This window comes from Ruminococcoides intestinihominis, from assembly GCF_040096285.1.
Classification (GTDB): domain Bacteria; phylum Bacillota; class Clostridia; order Oscillospirales; family Acutalibacteraceae; genus Ruminococcoides; species Ruminococcoides intestinihominis.
Window position 1 is genome coordinate 69,868 of the sequence record NZ_JBBMEY010000002.1, and the last position, 14,193, is coordinate 84,060.

Sequence of the window (14,193 nt, forward strand, 5' to 3'; positions counted from 1 at the left end):
TTTAACAAAGTAAACTATTTAATTAACATAAAATAATGACAAATTTAAAATCATATGATATAATAATCATGGTGATTTTATGAAAATTAGTAATATGAAAAACCTAAATACTGCTTTAGATGAAAAGCAGAAGGAAATTGAAATTCACGGTAATATTAGTGACAAGGTTCTCAGAAGTGGACTTATAAGTAACATTGTTTTTGTAGGTGTGGTAACACTTATTGTGGGGATTATCGGCACAATAGTTTTCGGTATTACATACTTAATCTCAGATATTTACTGGACTATGGCAGTTGCTATTATCTCTTTATGTGTTATTCTTTTTGCAATTACAATTCTTCTAACACTTAAATTTATGCAAAAATTAAACATTGGTCTTGCAATAAAATTAAGAAAATATACTGTAAACAAAAAGTCCGGTAAAATTCTTTTAGTAAGAAAATAATTTTTACAATTAGATACGTAATGTATAATCCTATCTTCATTGAAGATGGGATTTTTCTTTTTTATAACATAAAAAAGGTTGCCCATAAAGGACAACCTTTGACTTTTACATATATTTGCTTGTGGCTTTTAGTCGAGCCATAGCTCTTGATAGAGATGCCTTTGAGTGATGATACTCAATCTGACTACGCTTTTGACGCAATGCTTCTTCAGCTCTCTCCTTAGCTTCTCTGGCTCTGTTAGCATCAATTTCGTCCGGTCTTTCACTTGTTTGAACAAGGAAAGTAACATCATTATCGATAACTTCAATAAAGCCTAAACCGGTGAATACTACTCTCTCATCTTCATCAACAGGCTTGAACTTAGTAATACCAATATCAGTAGCCATCAAAATGTTTTCATGATGAGCCAAAATACCCTTTTCACCATCAAAGCAAGGAATAGTCATTTTCTCACATTCACCATCAAAAACAACCTTATCGGCTGCCAAGATTTTTAATTTAAAAGTATTCATTATGAATCACCTTTTATTCTTTCATTGCCTTTGCTTTAGCAATAACATCTTCAAGATTACCAACATTGAAGAAAGCTGCTTCAGGATATTCATCCATTTCACCATCAATAATAGCTTTAAATGAACGGATAGTATCCTTTAGTGGAACATACTTACCAGGAACACCTGTAAATGTTTCAGCAACATGGAATGGCTGAGAAAGGAATCTCTGAATCTTTCTTGCTCTATAAACTGTAACTTTATCTTCGTCAGAAAGTTCTTCCATACCTAGGATACCGATAATATCCTGAAGTTCCTTATATTTCTGTAGAATTTCCTGAACTTTACGAGCAGTTTCATAATGTTCTTCACCAACTACATCAGGTTCAAGAATTCTTGATGTACTTTCCAGTGGGTCGATAGCCGGATAAATACCTTGTTCAACAATCTTTCTTGATAGAACAGTTGTAGCATCAAGGTGAGCGAATGTTGTTGCAGGAGCAGGGTCAGTAAGGTCATCGGCAGGAACATAAACAGCCTGAACTGATGTAACAGAACCATTCTTTGTTGATGCGATTCTTTCCTGTAATTCACCCATTTCAGTAGCTAGTGTTGGCTGATAACCAACGGCTGATGGCATACGACCTAGTAGAGCAGAAACTTCTGAACCGGCCTGTGTGAAACGGAAAATGTTATCAATAAATAGAAGAACATTCTGGTTCATTTCATCTCTAAAGTATTCAGCCATTGTTAGACCTGTTTCAGCAACTCTCATACGAGCTCCAGGTGGTTCGTTCATCTGACCAAAGACTAGTGCAGTCTTTTCAATAACACCGGACTCTGTCATTTCTGTCCAAAGGTCATTACCTTCTCTTGAACGCTCACCAACACCGGTAAAGATTGAGTAGCCACCGTGTTCAGTAGCAATGTTACGGATAAGTTCCTGAATAAGAACTGTCTTACCAACACCGGCACCACCGAACAAACCAATCTTACCACCTTTAGCATAAGGAGCAAGAAGATCAATAGCCTTGATACCTGTTTCTAGAATTTCAACAACAGGACTTTGGTCTTCAAATGAAGGTGGGTCTCTGTGAATTTCCCAATGTTGTTCATTATCTAGGTTTTCGCCACCATCAATAGTTTCACCTAGTGGGTTGAAAAGTCTGCCTAGTGTTTTTTCACCAACCGGAACTTTGATACCTGAACCGGTAGCAGTAACTTCCATATCTCTATATAAACCATCAGAAGAAGCAAGCATAATACATCTTACTTGGTCATTACCAAGGTGTTGTGCTACTTCCATAACAAGAGTTTTGCCATCATTTTCAACAGTAAGGGCATCCTTGATTTCAGGGATTGTGTCTTCAGTAAACTGTACATCAACAACAGGACCCATTACCTGAATGATTTTACCTTTATTCATTATATTCATCCTTTCATAAGTATATTATGAAAATTAACCTTTATTTTTCTGAGCTTTTGCACCGGAAATAACTTCTGTAATTTCTTGTGTAATAGCTGCTTGACGAGCTCTGTTATAAAGGACTGAAAGGTCCTTTAACATTTCCTTCGCACTATCAGTAGCAGACTGCATAGCCATCATTCTGGCATTCTGTTCACTACAGTAAGATTCAACTAAGGCACCGTAAATGTAACCGGCAATAAAGTCAGGTACAACATTATCGAAAACAGCATCAGCAGATGGTAAAAGAGTAATATTCTCAATATGAGTACCCATATCAATATGGTCTGATGTATCTGTAAATGCGTGTTTACGAAGTGGTAATAGACGCTTAACCTTTGGTTCAGTGGCAATAGCTGACTTCATATTTGTATAAACGATATAAACTTCATCAAGTTCTTTAGATTCATATAAATCCATAACAGTTTCTGCAATTTTTCTGGCTCTGTTTAAGCTAGGGTCTTGAGCAGTAAACTGGAAATGTTCGTCAACAAAAATATCTTTCTTCTTGAAATAATGACGACCAACTTGACCGATAACAAAAAGTTTATCGTTACTTGTTTTTTCTGTATCAATAATCTCTTGGGCTAACTTAATAACATTTTGGTTATAAGCACCGGCAAGACCTTTATCGGCAGTAACAACAATAATACCCTTACGCTTATCAGCGTCACCTGCAACATACTTTTGGTCACAGAAAAATCTGTTTTCAACATCAGGAACAAGTTTCAATGTTTTTCTGATTGAATCCTGTAGGCTGATAAAGTATGGATGAGTATTTTCATAATTTCTCTTAGCCTTTTTTAGCTTACTTGAAGAAATCATATACATAGCATTTGTAATCTTAAGGGTATCGTTGATACTTTTAATTCTGCTTTGGATTTCTCTTGTATTTGCCATATCAAGACTTCCTTTAACTTATAGACTTATATTCTTTTGCTACTTCAAGGATTTTATCCTTAAGTTCATCGGAAAGAACTTTCTTTTCTTCGATTTCTTTACCGATTTCAGGATGCTTAGTAGCAAAGTAATCTAGCATATTCATCTGGAATGGCTTAATATCCTTAACATCAACATCAAGCATTAGCTTGTTTTCGGCAACAACAAGTGAAATAACCTGTTGTGCCAGTGAAAGCGGATGACATAAAGGTTGCTTTAGCATTTCCATTAGGCCTTTACCAAACTGAAGTTGTTCCTTAGTTTCAGGGTCTAGGTCTGATGAGAACTGTGTAAATACTTCCATTTCTCTGTACTGAGCAAGGTCAATACGGATAGAACCGGCAGCCTTCTTCATAGCCTTTGTCTGAGCAGCACCACCAACACGGGAAACTGACAAACCAACATTAACAGCAGGACGCATACCTGAGTTAAATAGGTCACTTTCTAGGAAAATCTGACCGTCAGTAATAGAAATAACATTTGTAGGAATATAAGCTGAAACATCACCTGCTTGAGTTTCGATAATTGGTAGAGCAGTAATTGAACCACCACCGAGTTCATCAGAAAGTCTGGCTGATCTTTCAAGCAGTCTTGAATGTAGATAGAAAACATCACCTGGATAAGCTTCACGACCCGGAGATCTTTCCAGTAGAAGTGACATTGCTCTGTAAGCAACAGCATGTTTACTTAAGTCATCATATACAATAAGTACATCCTTACCCTGATACATAAAGTATTCAGCAAGTGAAGTACCTGAATATGGAGCAATATACTGAACAGGAGCAGGGTCTGATGCAGTAGCTGAAAGAACTATTGAATAATCCATTGCTCCATTCTTTTCAAGTGTGTTAACAATTCTTGCAACTGTTGATGCCTTTTGACCGATTGCAACATAAATACAAATTACATCGTTACCTTTTTGGTTTAGGATAGCATCAGTAGCAATAGAAGTTTTACCTGTCTGTCTATCACCGATAATAAGTTCACGCTGACCTCTACCGATTGGGAACATTGAGTCGATTGATAGAATACCTGTTGCCATAGGTGTGTCAACTGATTTTCTCTGTACAATTGAAGGTGCTGCACATTCGATTGGACGGTAATCGGATTCTTTAATTTCACCTTTACCGTCAATAGGAGCACCTAGGGCGTTTACAACTCTGCCAAGGAAGTTATCACCAACAGGGATACCGGCCTTTTTGTGAGTTCTTGAAACCTTAGTACCTTCGTGGATACCACGGTCTTTGTCAAAAAGAATAACACCGATTTCGTTAGCACGAATATCCTGTACCATACCTTTTGCACCATTTTCAAATACAACGATTTCGCCGTACATAGCAGCGTCAATGCCGTATACACGAGCAATACCGTCACCTAGAGAGATAACTGTACCGGTTTCTTTCTCTCCATTATCAAAATCAAAATTTTCAATTTCACTTTTTAGTATTGAAATAATTTCATCTGATCTGATTGCGCTCATTCGAGTTTACCTCCAGACTAATTTACGATTTAATGCGTTAAGTTTATTCTTGAAACTTCTGTCAAATTCATGACCGTTAGCTTCAATTACAAATCCACCAATAAGGTCAGGATTTTCAATAAGTTCAAGTTCAACCTTACTGGCATTTAGCTTTTTCTTAACGAATGCTTTTAACTTTTCTTGCTGTTCCTCAGTTGGTTTCACAACATAATAAAGATGAGCAACAACAATCTTGTTCTCTTTATTGTACCAATTATGATACTCTTTGAAAATATCATTAATAGATGTCATTCTGCCATTTTTTGAAACTACCTTGATAAAATTACAAATATCTTTTGGGAAAATCTTATCAATAATTTCATACTTTTTCGTTGGCATAATTACCGGAGAGCAAAGAACTTTCATAAGTTCCTTGCTTTCGGCAAAAGTATCTTCAGCAATACTAATAGAGTCAGCACTAACATTTAACTGGTACAACACCTTAGCATAGTTACTAACTGTTGTAGTCATTACTTGTCCTCCTCACCTAAAAACTCATCGTAGGAAGAAGTATCTGAATTGCTTGACTGTTCTTTAACAACCTTTGTTGCTGCTACAAGAGCAAGACCTGCAATTTCACTTTCAAGTTTGCTCATTGTCTTGTCATATTCAAGCTGAGCATTCTTTTGTGCTTTATCAACAATTTCTTTTGCCTGATCATTGGCAGAAGCAATAATATTGTTTTTCTGAAGTTCGGCTGTCTTTTTAGCTTCCTTAGTAATTTCAGCTGCTTTATCCTGAGCAGCCTGTACATTACCTTCGTACTCAGCCTTTAGTTTATTAGCAGCTTTCTTTGTGTCGGCTGCATTGTTTAGGTCATCCTGAATCATTTTTTCTCTTTGGTCCATAACCTTTTTGATAGGTTTTAGAAGGAAGAACTTAATAATACAGAAGAACACTAATAGGTTAATAACTGTGAATAAAATATTCCATGGATCTAAATTTAGCATTATTTATCCCACCTACCTTAGAATAGTAGAATAACAAGAAGGCCAACAACAAATCCGTAGATAGCTGTTGCTTCTGCAAGTGCTGAACCAAGAAGTAATAGCTTTGAGATTTTGCCATCTGCTTCAGGTTGACGAGCAACTGACTGAGAAGCCTTTGATGTTGCAACACCGATACCGGCACCGGCACCAAGACCTGTAAGTACGGCAATACCTGCACCCATTGCAATAGTTGGGTCACTGTTACCAGGTAGAAGTAGGATAATTAGTAGACCTACAACGAAACCGTAAATAGCTGTTGCTTCTGCAAGGGCTGAACCAAGAAGTAATAGTTTTGAAATCTTACCGTCAGCTTCAGGCTGATGAGAAACTGCTTCACAAGCCTTTGATGTTGCAATACCGATACCAACACCGGCACCAAGACCACCAAGAACTGCAAGACCGGCACCGATACCTGTATAAGATACAAGACCTTTACCTAGTTCTGCATTATCAGGAAGTAGTAGGATAATTAGTAGACCTACAACGAAACCGTAAATAGCAGTTGCTTCAGCTAGGGCTGAACCTAGAAGTAATAGCTTTGAAATCTTACCGTCAGCTTCAGGCATACGACCAACTGATTCACAAGCCTTTGATGTTGCAATACCGATACCAACACCGGCACCTGCACCTGTTAGAACTGCAAGACCTGCACCAATTGCAAGTTGAGAAACATACTGACTTGAGTTATCAGGTAGAAGTAGGATAATCAGTAGACCTACAACGAAACCATAAATAGCTGTTGCTTCAGCAAGGGCTGAACCTAGAAGCAATAGCTTAGAAATTTTACCGTCTTCTTCAGGTGCTCTGGCAACAGACTCACAAGCCTTTGCAGTAGCAATACCGATACCAACACCGGCACCCACACCTGTTAGAACTGCAACACCTGCACCAACTGCGATACCAGGGGTTGCACTTGAATCTTTTAATAATAGAATAATAAGCAAACCAACAACAAAACCGTAGATAGCTGTTGCTTCTGCAAGAGCTGAACCTAGAAGTAGAAGTTTGCTAACGTTACCGTCTGCCTCAGGCTGACGAGCAACTGCTTCAGTAGCCTTGGATGTAGCATAGCCGATACCAATACCGGCACCAAGACCGGTAAATACTGCTATACCTGCACCAATTGCAAGTAATGTCAACATAGTGAACACTCCTTAATATGTTAATTAATAATTATTCTGTTTCTATACCTTCCTTGATAAACAAAGATGTCAAGAATACAAATACATAGGCTTGAATCAAGCCATCAAAAAAGTCAAAGTATAGACTAAATGCTACCGGCACAACAACTGGAACAACACATTCGATAAGTGTCATAACAACAAAAGCACCCAGAACATTACCAAATAGTCGCATACAAAGTGAAAGTGGTCTTATTCCAATTTCAAGAATGTTAAAGGGCAACATAATCGGCGTTGGCTCAATAAAACTCTTAAGAAACTTTTTCGGACGCTTCTTAATCAAAGCTGCACCTTCAATTAGGATTATACTCATGAGAGCCAAGGCAATGGTAACTGCCAAGTCCTTTGTCGGTGACTTAAAGCCAAAAATACCTATAATGTTACTAAACCCTATATAAATAAGAACAGATATTAAGTAAGGTACATATTTTGAACCTTCCTCTCCAACCATTCCACCAACAAATTTATAGAGCCAGTTTACACAAAACTCTAAGAAAACTTGTTTTCTGCTAGGATTTTTCACCCTCAGATTTCTTACAAGAATAAGACATAATGCAAGGAATACTGCCATTATAATCCAAGTGACAACAACCGACTCGTAAACTTTGATACCACCAAAGATTGGGATTGTAAACACAGGTTCACAGGTCATTTCCTGTTGGATTGATTCTGCAATATTGCCCATAATGTCGCCTCCTCTTCCATATAAAATTGTTTGGTTACGGTTCACTACAAAATATAGTGTGCCAATAATCTTATAACACCCATATTATCCGACTTTTGATTTAAAATGTCAATATTTTAACAGACATTTTGTAAAAAACTACAAAAAATTCAATAAACATTAGTACATTTTGTGTTTTTGCAAGTGATTGTTGTTTGTATTGCAAAATTTATATTAAAATATATTATTATAAACATAATTCATATATATTTTTGCAATATAACAAAGTATCACTTTCATCACTAGAATTTTAACTTGTAAATAATTCCCATCTATTTGTGGGTAATATTCAACAAAGTCAGCTTTTATGAGGATTATTTTACTTTATTTTAGTTTCTGTTTAGTAAATTTTTTCTTAACATATATATTTTATATTTACTTTATAGAATAATAAAGAAAACCAGTGCTAAAAAAGCACCGGTTTAGTTATATTATGTATTCAATTATTTAATTAATTCAGGAAGTTTGCGCATCCAATGGCTGATATTAATATGTTGTGGGCAAATTGACTCACACCATTTGCAATTTGTACAATCAGTTGCACTGCCACCTACCAAGGCAACACTGCCATCATAAAATTCTTTTGCAACCTTTACACTACTGTGAATACCAATCTTGTTAATTGCTTCAAGATTTCTAGGTATCATAACATGTTGAGGACAACGGTTACACTTATAGCAACCGTTACAATGAATCATTCTTGAATTAATATAGGTTTGCTGAGCTTTCTTAATAGCCATAATACGCTTACCACTAAGCATACCGATTGAAGAAACCTTTGCATATTCAAGGTTCTGATTAATATGTTCAAAACTACCCATATCAGAAAGTACACAACTGACACCTTCTTTATCCCAAAGATACTGCATTGCAATTTCTACAGGTTTAGCACAAATTTCATCAAATACAATTTGTGTAGACTTAGGTACATTGGCAAGATAACCACTTCTAAGTGGTTCCATAATATTAACTGCCATTCCCTTTTCCTTGGCATATTCAAGGCCTCTTAGACCTGCTTGATATTCTTCATCAATATAGTTAAGGTGAATTTGGCAAAAATCCCAATGTTCCCAATAGTCACAAATCCACTTAAACATATCAAAGTCATCATTAAATGAAAAACCAATGTAACGAATTCTACCGTCACGCTTTGCTTTATAAAGATGTTCAAGTACATTATACTTTAGGACTTTGTTGTCCCAGAAATTAGCATCAAGAGAATGAAGCATATAAAAATCAATTTGATTTACATTCATTCTTCTCATTTGTTCAGCTAAAATTCTGTCAAAATCATACTCGTTATTGTATTCCCATACAGGTGCTTTTGAAGCTAAATAAACCTTACTTCTGTAACCGTTCTTTAATGCTTTACCGGTAACAATTTCAGCTTGTCCGTCCTGATAGGAATAAGCAGTATCTATATAGTTAACACCATTATCAATGGCATACCTTATTAATTCAATAGACTTTTCTTGGTCGATAGTGTTGGAATTAGGAAACATAGGAAGTCGCATTGTACCAAAACCCAATGCAGAAACCTTTATACCGGTGTTTCCAAAATTTCTATACTGCACCTCAACACCTCCACATTTAAACATACCACAACATGATACCACAATATTTAGTGGAATACAAGGTACATTTTTGACATTATTTAGTTATATGTACATCTAATTGATTGTACGGAATTGCTATATTATTTCGGTCTAATGCCTTTTTCATACTTTCAATCATATCGTGATATACATCCCAATAGTCTTCAGTCTTAACCCAAACTTTTACCACCATATCAAGTGAACTGTCACCTAATGCATTTAGTCTTACAAAAGGCATTTCATCCTCTGTGATAACCTTATCGTTAGATAAAGCAACATCCATTAAGATTTTCTTCACTTCTTCAATATCGGCATTATAATCAACAGGTACATGGAAATCCAGTCTTCTCTTATCTTCTGCTGTAAAGTTTACAACTTCTTTTGACGAGATTACGCTGTTAGGAATCATAATATATCTATGGTCAGCAGTAAGTACCTTTGTGTGCATTAAATCAATTTGAAGTACAGTACATCTTTCACCGTTAATTTCAATTACATCATCGGTTACGAACGGCTTTGTAAAAAGAAGAATAATACCACAAGCAATGTTGGATAAACTATCCTTTAGAGCTAAAGCTATTGCAGCAGCACTGGCTGAGAAAAATGCTACCAAACCCGTTGTTGAGATACCTATATATGATAAAGCACTCATTATAATCACAACATAACAAGCAATTTTTATTGCATTTACAAGGAACTTTGAAAGTGAAAAGTCTATATTGGCCTTATCTAGACCTTTTCTAACTACTTTTGAAAAGGCTTTTGTTGCAAAATAACCACCTACTAAAATGATTATCATTATTAATAATCCTTCCCAATTAAAGTTTTCAAAAAATCTTGAAATCACTTTCCAAGTATGAGTAAAAAACTTTTCCATTGCAAAATCTCCTTACTTTACAAGCCCACTACGAAATTCCATATTGATTTGTGCAATTTCTTTTTCACCGTCAATATATGGCTGGTACATAGTCATTGCATCAAAACCTACAGAACCTTCACAACTGTCTTCATTATAAGCTAAAGAAGTTTTGATAATTTCAATTCTTTCTTCTCTTGTTGTATCAGCAATTTTAATTGACTTATACATTTTAATTCCAGCTTTCTAATATAATATAAAAAAGAATTATACAATTTCAGTATCTCTGCCATTTACATCAATGTCATACTGTCTGCCATTGTAGTTAAATGAGAAATGGTGAGGGTTATCATCAGTATTAACACAAACTACTGTTGTTTCACCATTAAAGTTACGAGCAAATGCCCAGTACAAACATTCATTGCTAATCTGAACATAATCACCGTACTTTAGAGGAACACTATTCTTACGAATTTCTGCTAATTTCTTAATATGGTCAACAAGTTCTTGATTTTCAATAGGAATATTATCCACATCAATAGTAGGTCTTAGTTCAATATCTCCACCATCATTTTTGTGACCTTTTATTCCCCATTCACTACCATAATAAATTGATGGTACACCGGGTAAAGTATAAAGAATTGAATAAACATTAAACAAATCTTTAGGGTCATTGATTAATGATGCAACTCTGTTAACATCATGATTATCAACAAAGTTATAAAGCAACTTGCCTTTGTACAGTCCCCATTCATTGTTAAATTCTCTGTTTACATTGTAACCAATATCACAAAGGTTCTTTGAATTTAAGCTATTGTAAATACCGTTAAATAGTGAATAGTTAGTAACTGAGTCAAGTAAATCAGGTTGCAACCATCTTGTATATTCACCGTTAATGATTTCACCCATTAGCCAGAAATCACTTTTCTTAGCAGTTGTTCTCTGCTTTAATTCACGGAAGAATTGTAAATCAATACAATCTGCTGCATCAAGTCTGATACCATCAATATCCCATTCATCAATCCACATTTCTACTGCGTCAAGTAGGTGGTTTCTTACATCAGGATTCTGCATATTAAGTTTAACAAGCAGTTCATGACCTTCCCAACTGTCATAATGAAAACCGTCATTATAACTATTGTTAAAATCAAATCTTAGACCACTAAACCAAGAGCAATACTGAGAGCCTTCCCTATGCTTTCTTACTTCTTCAAAGGCAAAGAACTTTCTGCCTACATGGTTAAACACACCGTCAAGAACAATCTTAATGTCATTTTTCTTTAGTTCCTGTGCAACCTTTTTAAAATCTTCATTTGTACCAAGTCTGGTGTCAATTCTTCTATAATCAGTTGTATCATAACCGTGAGTTGCACTTTGGAAAATCGGTCCAATATAAAGAGCGTTAATTCCTATATACTTCATATGAGGAATGTAGTCAATTAGCTTTAAGATTTTGTGGGATTCATTATCTCCACCTTTATTTTCCATATCACATCCGAAAAAACCTAAAGGATAAATGTGATAAAACATTGATTCATTAATCCATTTTGTTTCCATAACTGTACCTCTCAGAAACATTCTATTATCCATTTTAACGAATAAACACCTTAATTGCAACAAAAGTTTGTAGAATAGGTATATATTTATTCAACATTAATATAATTTATGTTGATTATTTGTGTAAAACCGAAAATTTTTATTTCATATTGAGTTAACAATACTTATGTGCTACAATTGGAAATGTGGTATTAGCAAATTACAAAGGAGGAATACATTTGAAAAAAATAGTAACAATTTTACTGGCAGGCTTAATGTGTGGTGCAATTCTTGCAGGTTGTGGAAATAGCGAAGCCCCTAAGCAAGTACTTAAAGGATATAGCGACAGTGAAACTTATTCTGATGGTGATGAAAGTTCTACTCAACAGAATTTTAGTAAATACACTTACGACAAAAGTTATGACAGTAAGTTTAGCAAAGATGAAAATTATACAAAGGTTACTTCTAAAAACAAGGAAGATATTACCGGTTATTTTCAGGACTTTGACACTTGGGGTACTACAAGTTCCTTTAGTGACCATTACGACTTTAAAACTGATATGATTACCGAAGGTGACTACTACTGTATTGCAGATGAAAATGTTAATGTAAGCTCAGTTGGTCAAAGAAAAGCAGTTAAGATTTATCACGAATATTCTGTATATTATTATGATACAGAAAGTCATACACTTTACTACATTCACAACAACCTTAACGAAAGTTAATTAAAAAAACAATGCCCTTATAGGAATAAAACCTATAAGGGCTACTTTTTTATCTGAAATTAATGTGCAATAGAAGTTAATTTTCTATCTTTTCTGTCTTTAATTAATCTTGCAAGGTATACAAATGGTGTATCACATAGACTGGTAACAATATAAATAACATAGCTGGAAATCATAATGCTAAATAATGTGCCGATTTCATATGTACCCCAGAAAGCAAAGATTGTGAATAATGCAGTATTTAGAATTTGAGAAATTAGAGTTGAACCGTTGTTACGAACCCATAAAAATCTTCTCTTATCACCAAAATGCTTTTCGGTAAATCTCCACCACAAATGATAAAGCTGAACATCGATCAGCTGAGAAATTGCGTATACAACCAATGAAGAAATCATCATTCTTGGTGTATTTGAGAATACTGCTGTAATTGATGGCATTACCCAGTCAGACTCTGATGGAGTATACAGCATCCAGCTTTGTGTCATACAAATAAAGAATACTGATGTAAACACACCAATCCATACTGCCTTGTTGGCTTCTTTCTTGCCTTCGGTTTCACTGAGAATATCAGTTACAAGGAATGTTACTGCAAAGAAAACATTACCTAAGGTTTGTTCCATACCAAAGGCTCTAATCATAATAAGTGCCTCAATATTAGCAGTAATTGTTGCAATAACAGTAACTGCATAAAGACCGGCTTTTCCAAAGAAATTATATGCAAATAATGCACCACCAAAAATAAACAGTAGTGAACCTATAAGTAATAAATTATTAATCATTTGTTTGTTCCTCACTTTCTCCACCAACACCAAAGTCAGTATTTTTCATTAAAATATCTACCCTATCGTTATCAATATAATTTGGTGCAATTTTTTCTGCAAAAACTTTGATAACGGAATTGTCAGGTTTCACGTTAGTTGTGTTATCATTCATAATGTTTACACAAACTCTGTCAAAGTACTTTAAACCTGTTTCAATATCATTTTTCATAGAGCTTTCTGTTTGTCCGGTTAATCCAAAGAGTAAACAAACTTCATCTGCATATGTTCTTATTTTTTCAGGAGTTGACTTACCAAAACCTTTTTTCATTACATTTTCTCTATAGTCAACATCAAAGGTTTCAACACCTGTCTTTATTCTTACATTAATGTTGTGTTCCTTGAACTTTTCCTTTAATGCAGGAACTTCTTTGTGATGAATATAGTGACATTCAAAATGTACTGTAGAAATATTCTTTTCTTCACAAGTTTTGATAATCAAATCCATAGTCTTGTTATCTAAGTCACAAAAACTACCGGAATTAATAACTTCCAGCTTATTATAAATACCTGTAACCTTAGATAGCACCTGTGCATTTAGATTATAGTTATCCTCCTCATCAAGACAATAGTCAAGATGATAGTCGCAAAATGTACATCGTTTCCACTTGCAACCACTACCTCGTAATAAAACAATTTCACGAGGATTTTTGTCCTTTAAGACACTGTACCTTTCCATATTTCCTCCTTAAAATAACGGAACAGCAAAAATAAAAAATGGGCATAGTTATACTACGCCCAAAGTCAATAAAATTATTATTGCTAAAGTCCGTAGTTTTGTTTATCGTCAGGATGGTCACGAACTGACGGGCAAAAAGCCAAAAAGTATTATACAACAAGATACAAGGTTTTTCAAGTATTTTACAAAAGAAAAATGAGTTGAAGCATTAACTTCAACCCATAGAATAA

At 34.9% G+C, this 14,193-nt stretch carries 16 protein-coding genes and 4 pseudogenes; 2 read left to right on the forward strand and 18 right to left on the reverse strand.

What is annotated here, in order from left to right:
* Positions 1-79 precede the first annotated feature (79 nt).
* Positions 80-445 (forward strand): hypothetical protein, encoded by a 366-nt coding sequence (locus WMO18_RS01230; RefSeq protein ID WP_211147199.1) that lies wholly within the window; start codon positions 80-82, stop codon positions 443-445.
* 105 nt (positions 446-550) lie between these two features.
* On the opposite strand, the gene atpC is transcribed toward WMO18_RS01230, so the two are convergent.
* The 16 genes and pseudogenes from atpC to WMO18_RS01310 all read right to left on the reverse strand — a co-directional run bounded on the left by atpC (position 551) and on the right by WMO18_RS01310 (position 11,795).
* Positions 551-958 carry an ATP synthase F1 subunit epsilon gene (gene atpC, locus WMO18_RS01235; protein WP_211147200.1) on the reverse strand — a complete coding sequence of 136 codons (408 nt, stop codon included), beginning with the start codon at positions 956-958 and terminating at the stop codon, positions 551-553.
* Positions 959-971: 13 nt separating this feature from the next.
* Entirely contained in the window at positions 972-2,363 is a 1,392-nt protein-coding gene (gene atpD / locus WMO18_RS01240) for a F0F1 ATP synthase subunit beta (protein ID WP_022506158.1), read from the reverse strand.
* Between the two features lie 33 nt (positions 2,364-2,396).
* On the reverse strand, positions 2,397-3,302 hold the full coding sequence (gene atpG / locus WMO18_RS01245) for an ATP synthase F1 subunit gamma (RefSeq protein WP_211147201.1): 906 nt from the start codon (positions 3,300-3,302) through the stop codon (positions 2,397-2,399).
* Positions 3,303-3,315: 13 nt separating this feature from the next.
* Positions 3,316-4,821, reverse strand: a complete 1,506-nt coding sequence (gene atpA / locus WMO18_RS01250) for a F0F1 ATP synthase subunit alpha (RefSeq protein ID WP_022506156.1) — start codon at positions 4,819-4,821, stop codon at positions 3,316-3,318.
* A 6-nt stretch (positions 4,822-4,827) separates the two neighbouring features.
* Positions 4,828-5,331 (reverse strand): ATP synthase F1 subunit delta, encoded by a 504-nt coding sequence (gene atpH, locus WMO18_RS01255; RefSeq protein ID WP_211147202.1) that lies wholly within the window; start codon positions 5,329-5,331, stop codon positions 4,828-4,830.
* A complete protein-coding gene (atpF, locus tag WMO18_RS01260) occupies positions 5,331-5,810 on the reverse strand; it encodes a F0F1 ATP synthase subunit B (protein WP_022506154.1) in 480 nt (159 codons plus the stop codon). Before atpF ends, atpH begins: the two co-directional genes overlap by 1 nt.
* 17 nt (positions 5,811-5,827) lie before the next feature.
* Positions 5,828-6,031, reverse strand: a complete 204-nt coding sequence (gene atpE, locus WMO18_RS01265) for an ATP synthase F0 subunit C (protein WP_022506153.1) — start codon at positions 6,029-6,031, stop codon at positions 5,828-5,830.
* Between the two features lie 27 nt (positions 6,032-6,058).
* Positions 6,059-6,259 (reverse strand): annotated as a pseudogene (gene atpE / locus WMO18_RS01270) (ATP synthase F0 subunit C); the annotation flags it as partial.
* Between the two features lie 45 nt (positions 6,260-6,304).
* A pseudogene (gene atpE, locus WMO18_RS01275) lies at positions 6,305-6,553 on the reverse strand (ATP synthase F0 subunit C); the annotation flags it as partial.
* Positions 6,542-6,748 (reverse strand): annotated as a pseudogene (atpE, locus tag WMO18_RS01280) (ATP synthase F0 subunit C); the annotation flags it as partial. The pseudogenes atpE (WMO18_RS01275) and atpE (WMO18_RS01280), both read right to left, overlap by 12 nt.
* Before the next feature lie 24 nt (positions 6,749-6,772).
* Positions 6,773-6,991 (reverse strand): annotated as a pseudogene (atpE, locus tag WMO18_RS01285) (ATP synthase F0 subunit C); the annotation flags it as partial.
* 31 nt (positions 6,992-7,022) lie between these two features.
* On the reverse strand, positions 7,023-7,715 hold the full coding sequence (locus WMO18_RS01290) for a F0F1 ATP synthase subunit A (RefSeq protein WP_211147203.1): 693 nt from the start codon (positions 7,713-7,715) through the stop codon (positions 7,023-7,025).
* 482 nt (positions 7,716-8,197) lie between these two features.
* Entirely contained in the window at positions 8,198-9,328 is a 1,131-nt protein-coding gene (locus WMO18_RS01295) for an aldo/keto reductase (protein ID WP_211147204.1), read from the reverse strand.
* Positions 9,329-9,404: 76 nt separating this feature from the next.
* Positions 9,405-10,226 carry a mechanosensitive ion channel family protein gene (locus WMO18_RS01300; protein ID WP_211147205.1) on the reverse strand — a complete coding sequence of 274 codons (822 nt, stop codon included), beginning with the start codon at positions 10,224-10,226 and terminating at the stop codon, positions 9,405-9,407.
* Between the two features lie 12 nt (positions 10,227-10,238).
* On the reverse strand, positions 10,239-10,436 hold the full coding sequence (locus WMO18_RS01305) for a hypothetical protein (protein WP_022505970.1): 198 nt from the start codon (positions 10,434-10,436) through the stop codon (positions 10,239-10,241).
* Between the two features lie 36 nt (positions 10,437-10,472).
* On the reverse strand, positions 10,473-11,795 hold the full coding sequence (locus tag WMO18_RS01310) for an alpha-amylase family glycosyl hydrolase (RefSeq protein ID WP_367286240.1): 1,323 nt from the start codon (positions 11,793-11,795) through the stop codon (positions 10,473-10,475).
* Positions 11,796-11,980: 185 nt separating this feature from the next.
* Between WMO18_RS01310 and WMO18_RS01315 the strand changes: the two genes are divergently transcribed.
* Entirely contained in the window at positions 11,981-12,466 is a 486-nt protein-coding gene (locus tag WMO18_RS01315) for a hypothetical protein (protein ID WP_211147207.1), read from the forward strand.
* Positions 12,467-12,525: 59 nt separating this feature from the next.
* Here the strand turns inward: WMO18_RS01315 and WMO18_RS01320 are convergent, their stop codons facing one another.
* Together WMO18_RS01320 and WMO18_RS01325 are read right to left on the reverse strand one after the other, a co-directional pair.
* The gene (locus WMO18_RS01320; protein ID WP_211147208.1) at positions 12,526-13,245 is read right to left on the reverse strand and encodes a queuosine precursor transporter; all 720 of its coding nucleotides are present in this window, start codon (positions 13,243-13,245) and stop codon (positions 12,526-12,528) included.
* Positions 13,238-13,963, reverse strand: a complete 726-nt coding sequence (locus tag WMO18_RS01325; RefSeq protein ID WP_211147209.1) for a radical SAM protein — start codon at positions 13,961-13,963, stop codon at positions 13,238-13,240. Before WMO18_RS01325 ends, WMO18_RS01320 begins: the two co-directional genes overlap by 8 nt.
* Between the last annotated feature and the right edge of the window lie 230 nt (positions 13,964-14,193).